The 13,565-nt window shown below is 71.6% G+C and carries 10 protein-coding genes; 5 read left to right on the forward strand and 5 right to left on the reverse strand.

What is annotated here, in order from left to right; genetic code table 11:
* Positions 1–277: 277 nt before the first annotated feature.
* From ABZX22_RS39300 to ABZX22_RS39310, 3 genes are all read left to right on the forward strand, one after another.
* A complete protein-coding gene (locus tag ABZX22_RS39300) occupies positions 278–1,837 on the forward strand; it encodes a cellulose binding domain-containing protein (RefSeq protein WP_354920265.1) in 1,560 nt (519 codons plus the stop codon).
* On the forward strand, positions 1,834–3,510 hold the full coding sequence (locus ABZX22_RS39305) for a carbohydrate-binding protein (protein WP_354920268.1): 1,677 nt from the start codon (positions 1,834–1,836) through the stop codon (positions 3,508–3,510). The genes ABZX22_RS39300 and ABZX22_RS39305 overlap by 4 nt, the downstream gene beginning before the upstream one ends.
* 181 nt (positions 3,511–3,691) lie before the next feature.
* Positions 3,692–5,566, forward strand: a complete 1,875-nt coding sequence (locus ABZX22_RS39310; protein ID WP_354920271.1) for a glycoside hydrolase family 18 protein — start codon at positions 3,692–3,694, stop codon at positions 5,564–5,566.
* A gap of 88 nt (positions 5,567–5,654) precedes the next feature.
* Here the strand turns inward: ABZX22_RS39310 and ABZX22_RS39315 are convergent, their stop codons facing one another.
* Entirely contained in the window at positions 5,655–7,619 is a 1,965-nt protein-coding gene (locus tag ABZX22_RS39315) for a molybdopterin-dependent oxidoreductase (protein ID WP_354920273.1), read from the reverse strand.
* A 95-nt stretch (positions 7,620–7,714) separates the two neighbouring features.
* Between ABZX22_RS39315 and ABZX22_RS39320 the strand changes: the two genes are divergently transcribed.
* Positions 7,715–9,052, forward strand: a complete 1,338-nt coding sequence (locus ABZX22_RS39320) for a hypothetical protein (RefSeq protein ID WP_354920276.1) — start codon at positions 7,715–7,717, stop codon at positions 9,050–9,052.
* A 54-nt stretch (positions 9,053–9,106) separates the two neighbouring features.
* Here the strand turns inward: ABZX22_RS39320 and erm are convergent, their stop codons facing one another.
* Both erm and ABZX22_RS39330 read right to left on the reverse strand, forming a co-directional pair.
* Entirely contained in the window at positions 9,107–9,922 is an 816-nt protein-coding gene (erm, locus tag ABZX22_RS39325; protein ID WP_354920279.1) for an ErmE/ErmH/ErmO/ErmR family 23S rRNA (adenine(2058)-N(6))-methyltransferase, read from the reverse strand.
* A gap of 289 nt (positions 9,923–10,211) precedes the next feature.
* Complete coding sequence (locus ABZX22_RS39330; protein WP_354920282.1) at positions 10,212–10,625, reverse strand: hypothetical protein; 414 nt, start codon at positions 10,623–10,625, stop codon at positions 10,212–10,214.
* A gap of 96 nt (positions 10,626–10,721) precedes the next feature.
* Between ABZX22_RS39330 and ABZX22_RS39335 the strand changes: the two genes are divergently transcribed.
* Positions 10,722–11,573: a hypothetical protein gene (locus ABZX22_RS39335; RefSeq protein ID WP_354920285.1), complete on the forward strand. Its 852-nt coding sequence runs from the start codon at positions 10,722–10,724 to the stop codon at positions 11,571–11,573.
* 22 nt (positions 11,574–11,595) lie between these two features.
* Here the strand turns inward: ABZX22_RS39335 and ABZX22_RS39340 are convergent, their stop codons facing one another.
* Both ABZX22_RS39340 and ABZX22_RS39345 read right to left on the reverse strand, forming a co-directional pair.
* Positions 11,596–12,273, reverse strand: a complete 678-nt coding sequence (locus ABZX22_RS39340) for a helix-turn-helix transcriptional regulator (protein ID WP_354920288.1) — start codon at positions 12,271–12,273, stop codon at positions 11,596–11,598.
* Positions 12,274–12,283: 10 nt separating this feature from the next.
* A complete protein-coding gene (locus tag ABZX22_RS39345) occupies positions 12,284–13,411 on the reverse strand; it encodes an AI-2E family transporter (RefSeq protein WP_354920291.1) in 1,128 nt (375 codons plus the stop codon).
* Positions 13,412–13,565: the final 154 nt, after the last annotated feature.

Consider the following 13,565-nt stretch of genomic DNA (forward strand, 5'->3'; position numbering starts at 1 on the left):
GGGTCTTGTAAGGGGTCGGTGTCAAGGCTACGATCGCGACAACTCTTAGGAAACTTTCCTAAAAGAAATCATGAAAGACGCCCCACGGACCATCGCACACCCCCACCCCCCACACCCCACCTGCGACAACGATCACGCCCCCCGCCCGGTCCCGCGGGGCAGCGCATCGCGCCGCGCCGTCCCGCCGGCCCGGGAGGTCGTCGCGCGGCGCGCCCTCGCCTGACTCGCCCTGACAGCCCCTGCAAAGGGCGCGCACCCCCCGAAAAGAAGGAACAGCGTGAGATTACGCGCATCAGTGGTAGCCCTGATCACCCTCGCCTTCGCCTTGGTCGCCCCGCCCGCGCACGCCGCCGGCCTCACCGCCACCTTCGCCAAAGCCGCCGACTGGGGCTCGGGCTTCGAGGGCAGGGTCACCATCACCAACGGCACCTCCGCCCCCGTCTCCTGGAACGTCCAGTTCGACGTGCCGGCCGGCCACTCCATCCCGTCGGCCTGGGACGCCACGATGTCCCGGAGCGGCCAGCACTACACCTTCACCGCGCCCGGCTGGGCCGGCCCGCTGGCCCCCGGCGCCACCACGACCTTCGGATTCAACGGCAGCCCCGGCAACTTCCCCGGCATCACCGGCTGCACGATCAACGGCGCCTCCTGCGGCGGCGGCGAACCGCAGCCAGGCGTCCCCGGCCAGCCGGGACCGGCCACCGCCACCTCCACGACCTCGTCCATCTCCCTGTCCTGGGGTACGGCCGGCGGCACCGTCACCGGCTACCGGGTCTACGAGGGCACCACGCCGAAGACCACGGTGACGGGCACCAGCGCCACGATCACCGGCCTGGGCACCTGCGAGACGCACATCTACACCGTCAGGGCCTACAACTCCGTCGGCGAGTCGGCCGGACGCGACGTCACCGGCACCACGGCCGGATGCACCGCGGGCCCGCTGCCCCGGCACTTCCTCACCGGCTACTGGCACAACTTCGTCAACCAGGCCGTCGAGCTGAAGCTGTCGGCCGTACCCGACGAGTACGACCTGGTCGCGATCGCCTTCGGCGAGGCCACCGCCACCCCGGGCGAGGTCGTCTTCGGCGTCGACCCCGGCCTGGCGACCGCCGTGGGCGGCTACACCGACGCCCAGTTCAAGGCCGACGTCGCCGCCCTCCACCAGCGCGGCAAGAAGGTCATCCTGTCGGTCGGCGGGGAGGCGGGCCGCGTCCAGGTCGCCAGTGCCGCCGCGGCCACGAAGTTCGCCGACACCGTCCACGCCATCATGCAGGCCTACGGCTTCGACGGCGTCGACATCGACCTGGAGAACGGGCTCAACGCCACCTACATGGCCCAGGCTCTCAGGTCGCTGCGGGCGAAGGCCGGCTCCGGCCTGATCATCACGATGGCGCCGCAGACCATCGACATGCAGTCGACGGGCGCCGAGTACTTCAAGCTGGCCCTGTCGATCAAGGACATCCTCACCGTCGTCCACACCCAGTACTACAACTCGGGCTCCATGCTCGGCTGCGACCAGAACGCCGCCTACTCCCAGGGCACCGTCAACTTCATGGTCGCGCTGGCCTGCATCCAGCTCGAGAACGGCCTGCGCCCCGACCAGGTGGCGCTCGGCCTGCCCGCCGGCCCCGGCGCGGCAGGCGGCGGCGTCGTCGCGCCGAGCCTGGTCAACCAGGCGCTCGACTGCCTCGCCAAGCGGACCGGCTGCGGCACCTTCGTCCCTCCCCGCGCCTACCCCGACATCAGGGGCGCGATGACCTGGTCCATCAACTGGGACGCGAGCAACAACTGGAACTTCGCCAAGACCGTCAAGCCCCACCTCCAGGGAATGCCATGAGACGCATCATGCTCGCCTTGCTGGCCGCCTTCGCCCTCGCGGTCACCGGCCTCGCCACCTCCACGCCCGCCGCCGCGCAGGGCGTCACGGTCGCCGCCTACCCCGCGTGGCAGGCCTGGACGTCGTACACCATCGGCACCCGCGTCACCCACAACGGCGTCGACTACGAATGCCGGCAGGCGCACACCTCGCAGCCCGGCTGGGAGCCGCCCAACGTGCCCGCCCTGTGGACGACGGTCTCCGGGGGCGGAGACACCACCCCACCCTCGGTGCCGGGCGACCTGCGCGCCACGGGCAGCACCTCCAGCAGCATCTCGCTGGCGTGGAACGCCTCCACCGACAACGTCGGGGTCAGCGGCTACAACGTCTACCGCGGCACCACGCTGGTGACCACGGTCACCGGCACCACCCACACCGACACCGGCCTGGCCTCGGGCACCAGCTACACCTACACCGTCCGCGCCCGCGACGCGGCCGGCAACCTGTCGGCCGCCAGCGCCGCGGTCACCGCCGCCACCTCCGGCGGCACCGGGGTGCCCGGCCAGCCGGGCGCGCCCGCCGTCACCGGCGCCACCGACACCTCGATCTCCCTGTCATGGGGCGCGGCCGGCGGTACGGTGACCGGCTACCGCGTCTACGAGGGCTCGACCCAGCGCGCCCAGGTCAGCGGCACCTCGGCCACGATCTCCGGCCTCGGCGCCTGCACCTCGCACACCTACACCGTCAGGGCCTACAACTCCGCGGGCGAGTCCGGCTCCAGCGCCTCCGTCACCGGCTCCACCACCGGCTGCCCGACCGGGGCCCGCATGCCCGGCGCGCCCTACCTCTACATGGGCTGGGGCAACCCGCCCAACCCCGGCACCGTCATGGACGCCACCGGCGTGAAGTCCTTCACCATGGCCTTCATCCTGTCCAGCGGCGGCTGCACCCCCGCATGGGACGGCAACCGGCCGCTGACCGGCGGCACCGACGCCCAGGCGATCTCCACGATCAAGTCGAAGGGCGGCAGCGTCCAGGTCTCCTTCGGCGGGTGGCAGGGCAACAAGCTCGGCCCGAACTGCTCGACCCCGCAGGCCTTCGCGGGCGCCGTCCAGCAGGTCATCAACGCCGTCGGCCCCGCGGTCGTCGACTTCGACATCGAGAACACCGACGAGTTCGAGAACTACACCGTGCAGGACCGCATCCTGAACGGCCTGAAGATCGTCAAGCAGAACAACCCGAACGTCAAGGTCGTCGTCACCTTCGGCACCACCAGGACCGGGCCGAACGCCCACGGCGTCCGCCTGGTCAACCGCGCCAAGGAACTCGCGGTCCCGATCGACAACTACACGATCATGCCGTTCGACTTCGGCGGCTCGGACATCTACACCGACACCGTCAACGCCTCCGAGGGCCTGAAGAACACGCTGAAGAGCGCGTTCGGCTGGACCGACGCCCAGGCGTACGCGCACATGGGCATCTCGGGCATGAACGGCCTGTCCGACCAGCAGGAGCTCACCACGCCCGCCACCTGGACCCAGATCACCACCTGGGCCAGGTCCAAGGGCCTGACCCGCCTGGCGTACTGGGCGGTCAACCGCGACCGGCCGTGCCCCGGCGGCGGCGTGACCTCCAACTGCAGCGGCATCGCCCAGACCGAGTGGGAGTTCACCAGGACCACCGCAGGGTTCTGATCCAGGCCCACCCCCGGCGCTCCCCCCTCCGGAGCGCGCCCCCCGGCGCTCCTCTCCGGAGCGCCCGCCCGGCGCTCGCCCCTCCCGAGCGCCGGCCCGGCTCCCGTCCCGGGAGAGCTCGCCTCCTCTCCCGGGACGGGAGGCCGCACCCCCCACGCACCACGATCGAGGAACCGCACGCATGAACCTGAGCAAGCCCGCGGCCGCGGCCGCCCTCGCACTCGCCATGGCCGTGCTGCCCCTGACCCCCGCCCACCCCGTCGACGCCGCCGCCGGCATCACCGCCGGCATCACCGCCGGCCCCGCCACCGGCACGGCCGCCGGCCCCGCCGCCAACATCGCCGCCAACATCGCCGTCAACCCCGGCTTCGAGTCGGGCCTGGACGGATGGACCTGCTCGCTGGCGACCACGGTCTCCAGCCCCGTCCACGGCGGCACCAAGGCGCTCCAGGGCAGCCCCGCGGGCACCGACTTCGCCCGCTGCGGGCAGACCGTCACGGTCCAGCCGAACACCGCCTACCAGCTGTCCGCCTGGGTGCAGGGCGCCTACGTCTTCCTCGGCGCCACGGGCACCGGCGTGAACGCCAGCACGTGGGGCACGCCCGGCGCCACCTGGCGGCAGCTCACCACCTCCTTCACCACGGGCGCGAGCACCACCGCCGTGACCGTCCACGTCAACGGCTGGTACGGCCAGGGCCCCTACCTGGCCGACGACGTCGTGCTCGACGGCCCGGGAGGAGGCGGCGACACCACCCCGCCCACCGTGCCGGGCAACCTGGCCGTCGGCGGCCCCACCAGCAGCTCGCTCACCGTCACCTGGTCGCCGTCCACCGACGACTCCGGCACCGTCGCCCGCTACGAGATCTCCAGGGACGGCGCCGCCCCCACCCAGGTCACCGGCACCTCCCACACCGCCACCGGGCTCAACCCGGCCACCACCTACCGGTTCAAGGTGCGCGCCTGCGACCCGTCGGGCAACTGCTCGCCGTACACGCAGGAGGTCAGCGGGACCACCTCGACCGGCGGCGGAGGGCCGAGCAGCAGGGTGATGGCCGGCTACCTGCACGCCTCGTTCGCCAACGGCTCCGGCTACGTCAGGATGGCCGACGTGCCCGCCGAGTGGGACTTCGTCAACCTCGCCTTCGGCGAGCCCACCTCGGTCACCTCAGGGGACATCAGGTTCGCCAGGTGTCCGGTCGCCGAATGCCCCGACGTCGAGTCCGAGGCCGACTTCATCGCCGCCATCAGGGCCAAGCAGGCCGCGGGCAAGAAGGTGCTCATCTCCATCGGCGGGCAGAACGGGCAGGTCCAGCTCACCACCACCGCCGCGCGCGACACGTTCGTCGCGTCGGTGTCGGCGATCATCGACCGTTACGGCCTCGACGGCCTCGACGTCGACTTCGAGGGCCACTCGCTCTACCTCAACCAGGGCGACACGAACCTGAGCAACCCCACCACCCCCGTCGTGGTCAACCTGATCTCCGCGCTGAAGGCGCTCAAGGCCAGGTACGGCGCGCGGTTCGTGCTGACCATGGCGCCCGAGACGTTCTTCGTGCAGCTCGGCCACCAGTTCTATGGACCGGGCCCGAACGGCACCGCCGACCCCAGGAGCGCCTCCTACCTGCCGGTCATCCACGCGCTGCGCGACGACCTGACCCTGCTCCACGTGCAGGACTACAACTCCGGGCCGATCATGGGCCTGGACGGGCAGTACCACACGATGGGCGGGCACGACTTCCACGTGGCGATGACCGACATGCTGCTCGCCGGATTCCCCATCATGGGCAACGCCGGCAACGTGTTCCCCGCGCTCCGCCAGGACCAGGTCGCCATCGGCCTGCCCGCCTCGCCCAACGCGGGCAACGGGTTCACCACCGTCGCCGAGGTCCAGAAGGCGTTCACCTGCCTGACCAAGGGCACCGGCTGCGGCTCCTACCAGCCGAGGGGCGTGTACCCGAACCTGCGGGGCCTGATGGCCTGGTCGGTCAACTGGGACCGGCACAACGGCTTCGAGTTCTCCCGCTCGCACCGCCCGTACCTGGACGGCCTGCGCTGACGGCCTGCGCTGACGGCCTGCGCTGACGGCTTTGCGCCGGCGGCCTGCGCTGACGGTGTGTTGACGGCCGGGGGATCGCGGGCGGGAGTCAGCCCTCCTGCCCGCGATGCCTGACCATCACCGTCGGCTTCACGTGATGCCCCGAGCCCGGCGGCCGGTAGATGGGCAGCGCCTCGCCGTACTCGTGCATCCAGTCATGGTCGACGAGCGTGTGCATGCGGCCCGTCAGCGTCAGCCACGGCATGCCCTCGGGCCGTACGGCCGGCCCCGGCACGGCGGCCAGCAGCGCCGCCGTCTCCGGGTAGTTGCGCTCCACGACGCGGCCGCCCACCATGTCCCTGCGCCTGCCCAGATGGTCGACCGACAGCTTCGCGAACGTCTCGGCCAGCAGCCCCACGTCGGGCAGCGGCACGTCGGCGTACTGGGAGGGGCCCACCAGCAGGTCCAGCTTCCCGTTGACCAGATGGTGCTCGAAACACGGGTCGGCCAGGTCGCCGTGCGCGAGCGTCAGCACCCTCGGCCAGTTGCGCGGGTCGTCAGGCTCGTCGCAGGCGCGGCGCCCCGGGTCGCCGTCCGGGTCGAGCGGGTTACGATCGTACTCGGGCGACATGTGCAGCCACCCCTCGCGCACCGCCTCGGCCAGCACCGGCCACGGCGCCCGGTCGTTGAACAGTCCCTCGCCCAGCTGCCAGGACAGCATGCCCACGTCGGTGCAGTCGTAGCGCCACCGGTCGGCGTGCAGGTAGAAGTAGAGCCCCGTCTCCACCACCCGCTCGCTCTCGGCCCGCGGTCCGCCCCAGCCGCCGCCGCGCACCCCGGCCGAGCCCGTCAGCACCAGCAGCGCGAGCATCGCCCGGTGCGCGGTGTCGGCGTGCTCGGTGCCCAGCCGCCCCGGCATGATCATGCACCTGCCGCCGGTGCGCAGCGCGGTCTCGGCCAGCTCGCGGGCCACCTTCAGCGCCCGCGCGGCGCTGACACCGGTGATCGGCTCCTGCCAGCCCGGCGTGTACGGCTCCCGCGCGTCGTCGTAGCCGGCCGGCCAGGCGCCGGGAAGCCCGTCACGCGCCACGCCGTACTGGGCGAGCAGCAGGTCGTAGACGGTCGTGACCACATGGTCGCCGACCCGCATGACGGGCACGCCTCTGCGCAGCACGCCCGATCCCTCGTCGAAGCGGGGGAGCAGCAGCTCGACGCCGTCGCCGGCCGTGCCGTACACGGTGAGCGCCGGGTCGGTCTCCAGCGTCAGGTTCCAGCGGGCGGGATCGCGGCGCAGGCCCAGCGACCCGTTCGGCACCACGGGGGCGCCGTCGCCGTCGAGCAGCACCGTCTTCAGCGCGGCGGTGGGCGAGGTGTCGCCCAGGTCGGCGGCGGTGAGGAAGCGGTGGGCCACGTAGCCGTCGGCGCGCTCGCGCAGCCGCACGAGGAACGGCAGGTCGGTGCGCTGCTTGGCGTGCTCGGCGAACGCCGGCCGCTCCAGGTGGAACTCCTTCAGCAGCACGTGCCCCATCGCCATGGCGAGCGCGGCGTCGGTGCCCGAGCGCACCACGACGGTCTCGTCCGACAGCCGCATCGGGTGGCTGCCGATCGCGACCACCTTCTGCCCCGGGTAGCGCCCGGCCACCAGCCAGTGCGTGTCGGGCGAGCGGATCGCGCGGTCGTTCTCGCCCCACATGACCGCGTAGGCGGCCTGCTCCCAGTCGGCCGGCTCCGGCACCTCCGAGCAGGGGCCGAAGACCTGCGCGGCGACCAGCGGCTGGTCGAACAGGACCGTGCCGCCGATCAGGCCGACGAACCTGGCGATCATGGAGGTGGAGTGGGCGGCGACCCGATCGGGGCCGTAGGCGGCGATCGTGTGCACGTGGGCGGCGGCGACGATCTCGGCGACCTCGTCGTCGCCGAGCGGTGCCACCTCGCCGCCCCTGCCGCGCTGGTAGGCCTGCCGTACCTGTGGATTGGCTGTGAGTTGCGCCCAGGCCGCGACAGGGTCGGCGACCCTGCCTCTCGCCTCCCGGTAGAGCCCGACCAGCAGCGCGTTGCCCCGTGATCCCCCCATGCTTCTCATTGAACACACTGAGTGACGATCCGGGGTGCTGCGACCCGCCTTATGGGTGGCAGTACCTCCGATCGTGAGGCAGGCTAGGAGCCGCCATGGACTACGCAGTGCTCACGGGGATCGTCCTCGTCTCAGGTGTCGTGTTCGCTCTCATCGCGCAGTGGCGTGACTGGCGACCCCCGCTCTGGCTCGCCCTCGCGGTGGGCATCGGGGTCCGCGTGCTGATCATGTACACGTCGGCGATCGACACCTGGCAGCCTGTCGACTTCGTCAACAGCTTCAAGCCGGCCGGCGAGGCGGTACTCAACCGGCAGGACCCCGTCCTGGGCAGCAACGGCGGGTGGCACTTCCTGCCGACCATCCCCTACGTCTACGGGATCCTGCTGTGGCTGGGCATCCCCTGGGAGTACGCGGGCCGTCTGGTCACCGTGGTCGCCGACATCGTGCTGATCCCGCTGGTCGGAAAGCTGGCCGGCGGCCCGCGCGCGTCACTGCGCGCCTTCCAGTACGCGCTCAACCCGCTGGCGCTGCTGGTCGCCTCCGTCCATGGGCAGGTCGAGCCGGTCGCGCTGGTGTTCGGCGTGGCGGCCTTCGTGGTGGCGCGCGGTCCCGGCGAGCCCGACCGGCACGGCTTCACGATGACGGTCCGCGAGGCGGTCGCCAGATTCGACCTGCGGAAGGTCCTCACCTTCCGGGCCGCCGAGGCGCCCGCCTACCGCAGGGCGATGTGGGCGGGCCTGCTGATGGGCCTGGCGCTGTGCGCGAAGAGCTGGCCGATCTGGCTCATCCCCGGCATGGTCCTGCTGCTGCCGAACTTCAGGGCGCGCCTCATCGGGCTGGCCGCCACCGGCGTCCCGCCGGTGTTCTTCCTCGTCACGCTGCCGATCTTCGCGGGTACCTCGCTGGCCGACATCCCCAAGGTGATGGACGTCATGAGCGACATCCGGCCGATCGTCGGCGAATGGGGCTGGACGGCGGTGCTGGTCGGCGGCGACTGGACGCTCCACTCCGCCTACGCCAAGATCGGCACCTACCTGATCTACGCGACCGTCCTGGCCGTCTGCTGGGTGTGGCGCAAGGCCGACCCCGTCGACATGACGACGGCGATCCTGCTGGCCTTCATGGTCGTCACCCCGCGTCTCGGCGCGCAGTACCTGCTGTGGTTCATGCCGTTCCTGGTCGCCAGGCCCACCCGCTTCGCCTGGCCGGCCATCCTCGGCACCTCGCTGTGGGCCGCGATCGGCTACCTCTGGATGAGCCAGAGCTGGTACGTGTGGTCGTCCTGGCATCCCGGCTGGGCGATGGCCTCCATCGCGCTGCTGCCCGTGCTGGCCGTCGCGCTGCCGTGGGACCGGCGGACCTCCGTCGCCGTGCCGGCGACCGCGACCCGGACCACCCCGGCCAAGCCCGACGCGGCAGGCATCACCGGCTGACCAGCCGGCTCGGCGTGTGGGCGGGCGGCGGCCGGACCGCCGCCCGCCCGGCGCTCAGCGGTGCAGGCCGGCGTGGAGCGTCACCCACTGGTCGGGGTGGACGAAGGCCACGACCGTGTCGCGGGCGATGCCCGCGCGGTCGAAGGCCGCGGCCACCCCGCCGCCGAAGTGTCGCGACAGCGTGGCGAACAGCGAGCCGCCCACGCCGGAGAAGCCCACCTCCACCAGCTCCTGCCACGCCCCGCCGTCGTCGACGAGCGGCGCGGGCCGGCGCTCGATGCGCAGGATCGCCGAGTCGACCGACGGGACGGGCCTGAAGCTCTCCCTGCCGATCCGGCCGACCAGCTCCCACGAGAACCACGGCCAGCTCTCGACGGTGAGCAGGCTCCACCTGCCGTAGTCGCCGCTGCGCTTGCGGGCGTACTCCAGCTGGGTCAGCAGGGTCGCCGACGTCAGCTCGGGCGCCCGCAGGCACCAGTCGACGATCTTGGAGGTGATCCCGTAGGGGATGTTTCCCACGACGGCGAACGGCTGGTCCGGCGGCCGTGTCGCGGTGAAGTCACCCTTCATGATCTTGAGCTTGGTCCTGGCCCTGAGTTTGGCCACCAGCAGCGGGTCGATCTCGTACCCCACGACCTCGGCGCCCGCCCTTGCCAGCGCCGTCGTGAGCACCCCCTCGCCCGCGCCGGGTTCGAGGACGAGACCGCTCGGTCGGGCCGCCTTGACGATCAGGTCGACGGCGTTCCGATCCACCAGGAAGTTCTGCGACAGCTCGCGCCGCGCCCGATCTCTGGGCGTGCGACCGCCACCGTTGTTCCTGACCTTCTTCTGGGTGTGTGAATAGTTTCCGTGCGCGAAGTTCTGCGCCACAGCAAAAGCCCTTTCGGGTCCTCGAGACGAAGGGGATCTCGACGGGCCCTGGGCTCGCGATCTACGAAGCTAGCGAGCCAGAGCCCGGCCGCTGCGCAGACGCATGAAACAGATGCATGACATGCCAGCAGGCTAAAGAAGCCGGCCGGAGATTGCGACGTGTTTTTCGGGGCGGGGCGGCTGCCGTACCGGCCGAGGGGCCGACCCGCTGGTCGGCCGAGCCCGCGCTCGCCGGTCTGCCGTGCCCCTCCCTACCGCCGCCCTCTGGCATGTCGCTCCGGGACGCCGCCTATGGCGTGATGACAAGCCGGACGAGATGGCCATGCGTGGCGTATCCGGGAGGATCACCCGGCAGCACGCCCGTCACGCACTCGAAGGTGTCCGGGCCGCACTGCCGGACGAAGAACGACGGCTCGGCGATCGCGGCCAGCAGCCTGATCGCCGCCCGGTGCGCCTCGATCCCCTCCAGCGGCTCGTCGGGATGGGCGGCCACCTCGTAGACCCCACCCTCGACCAGCCGCTCGGCCACCACCCGCCAGCCGGGGACGGCGCGCAGGTGTGGCAGCAGGTGCGCGTCGGGGTCCTCGGTCACCCACCCGTCCCGCGCCATGACCGCCGCCAGGTCCTGTACGGCAGGCCGCATCGCCGAGGCGTCGCCGACCCCGGTGAACCGCTCGTCGTCATCCCATCGCCGCTGCTCCATGCCGGTGATTGTCGCCGCCGCAGCGAGGTTTCCCAAGAGCCGGCGCGGCCGATTCCTACAAGCTCCGGCCGGCCCGCCCGCCGTAGGGTCGGCGGCATGGAGAACAGCCCGGAGCGCTACATCCAGCTCAACGCCCGCCTGCTCGACAGGCTCAGGCACGAGGCCCTCTTCAAGGGCGGCTCGAAGGAACGGGTCCTGCGGGCGCTGCGCGCGTACCAGAACCCCGACGGCGGGTTCGCCCACGCGCTGGAGCCCGACCTGCGCGGTTCCACCAGCCAGCCGGAACCCGTGGAGATGGCGTTCTGGATCCTGGACGAGCTCGACGCCTTCGACGACCCGATGGTGGCCGCCGCGTGCGACTACCTCGTCTCGGTGACGGCGGACGACGGCGGCGTGCCGTTCGTGCTTCCCAGCGTGGACGAGGCGCCGCACGCGCCGTGGTGGCGGACCGACGCCGACCCGCCCGGCGACCTCATCCCGACCGCCTCCATCGCCGGGCTCCTGCACAAGCACGGCGTCGCGCACCCATGGCTCGGGCCCGCGACATCGTTCTGCTGGAACGCCATCGCCCGGATCGAGAAGACGACGCCGTACGAGGCGCGCGCGGTCGTCACCTTCCTCGACCTGGTCGACGACGGCGAGCGGGCACTGGCGGAGTTCGCCCGGCTCAAGGACTCGATCCTGGCGGTGGTGTCGCTCGACCCCCACGCCGGCGGCGAGGCGCACTTCCCCCTCGACTTCGCGCCCGCCCCGATGCGACGGCTGCCGTTGTTCACGGACGAGACCATCGCCCGGCACCTCGACGCGCTGCTGGAGACCCGGATGCCCGAGGGCGGCTGGGAGCCCGACTTCCTCATGTGGACGCCCGTCGTGCGGCACGAGTGGGGCGGGCATCTGACGCTCGCGCGCCTCAACACGCTGCGCGCCTACGGCCGTCCCACCCCGTGACCCAGGGAGTGCGGGCCTGCGGTCAGCCGCCGTCCGTGGAGGAGGCGGGTGGGGGAGCCAGCAGGCGGCCCATGGAGACACCGCTCAACCGCTTGACGTCGTGGGCGAGGTGCGCCTGGTCGGTGTAGCCGCTCTCGGCGGCCACCCGTGCCAGCGGCACCCCCGACCTGGCCATGCGCAACGCCCGCTGGAACCGCACGATCCGCTGCAGCATCTTCGGCGCGTAACCGAACGCCGCCACCGCGCGCCGGTGCAGGTGACGCTCGCTCAGCCCGAGATCCCACGCCACCTGCCGTACCGAGGAGCACTCGCGCAGCGCCACCGCGATGGCGGGCGCGGCGGGGTCGGGCGGCGGCGTGGCGCGCAGCCGTTCGGTGAGGTCCTCCAGCGTGAGGTCCGCCGGCAGCCCCAGCTCCTCGAACGGGATCCGGCCGTCGCGCAGCTCCTCGATCGGCACGCCGAGCGCCCCGCCCAGCGCGCCCGGTTTGAACCTGATGCCCTGGTAGGCGTCGCCCGCGCGCATCCGCACCGGCATGGGGCCGGTGTCGGGGCCGGCCACGTGCGGGCCGTCGGGCCCCCAGATCAGGTCGACGCACGCGTCGGGCACCACCAGCTGGACGCCCTCCTCGGCGCTGTCCTGCGCCCAGAGGCAGGCGACCCGCGCGGCGAGTGCCACCCCCGGAGCGCGTTCGACGTACATGGAACCCACGCTAGGCGCCGGGGCCGACACTTTCGCCGCCAGGAGGGCCGGCCCCGGCCCGGCCGGTGCCTGCCGTACTCGACGCGGGCTCGGGAACGGGTGCCGGGGTGGCGTCGCCGGAGATGAGGGCCGCCGCCCACCGGGCGGCGGGATCGCTGTCGATCAGCACGGCCCGCGTGAGCAGGCTGAGCGGGATGGCGAGCAGCGCGCCCAACGGCCCGAGCACGAACGTCCACACGATCAGCGACAGCAATGTCATCGTGGTCGACAGGCCGACCGCGTCCCCCAGGTACTTCGGCAGGATGAACGACTGGAACACCACGTTGATCACGCAGTAGGCGACGATGACGAGGATCATCTGCTGCACACCGCCGTCGAGCAGGGCGAGGAGCGCGGGAGGCACCAGTCCGAGCACGAAACCGATGTTCGGGATGTAGGTGGTGATGAGCGCCAGGACACCCCACAGCAGCGGTAGCGGCACGCCGAGGAGCGCCAGCGCGACCACGTCGAGCGTCGAGCAGATGAGGCCGAACACGGTGGAGACGACCAGGTAGCGCCGGGTCCTGCCGGCGAACGTGGTCAGTGCGGTGACCAGCGCCGGGCTGCGCTCGCTGCCCGAGGCGAGGATCTTCGAGGTGATCGGCGCGTCCAGCGACATCGCCAGCAGCAGCACCACCATCAGGAACAGGCTGGACAGCACGCTCAACAGGCCGGTCAGCAGCGTCTGCACGAAGCCCAGCACCTTGCCGGGGTCGAACGCCCGCAGGGCCGAGGCGAGCTGCTCCTCGCCGAATCCCTGCCGGGCGGCGAAGCGCTGCGCCTCGGCCAGGAGTTCCTGGAACTGCGTGGCGTAGGTGGGCAGGATCGTGGCCAGCTGCATGACCGACACCGTCAGCACGGCCACCATGCCGAGCAGGACCAGCACCACGATCAGGAACGGCACCGCCACCTGGATCCACGCGGGCACGCCCCGCCCGCTCAGCCACGAGCGCACGGGGGAGACCGCGATCACCAGGACCAGGGCCAGAATCACGGGGCCGGCGATCGAGGAGACTTCGCGCAGTCCGAACAACGTGACGACCGCGCTCGCGGCCGTCACCAGGACGATCATCGCGCGTGGCGCAGGCTGATCACTCACCCGTGGTTCATACCCATCAATACCGGTTTGTTACGGCAAGACGGGATGTGTTGGCACGCATGGCGGTGCGTTGATTTGACGGGGGACGGAGTCGTACATAGAGTTCACCAGTCCCACCCAGTCGGCGTTGATCGTCGGCTGTCCGGGGGAACCT

This window comes from Nonomuraea sp. NPDC003804 (assembly GCF_040610675.1).
Taxonomy (GTDB): Bacteria; Actinomycetota; Actinomycetes; order Streptosporangiales; family Streptosporangiaceae; genus Nonomuraea.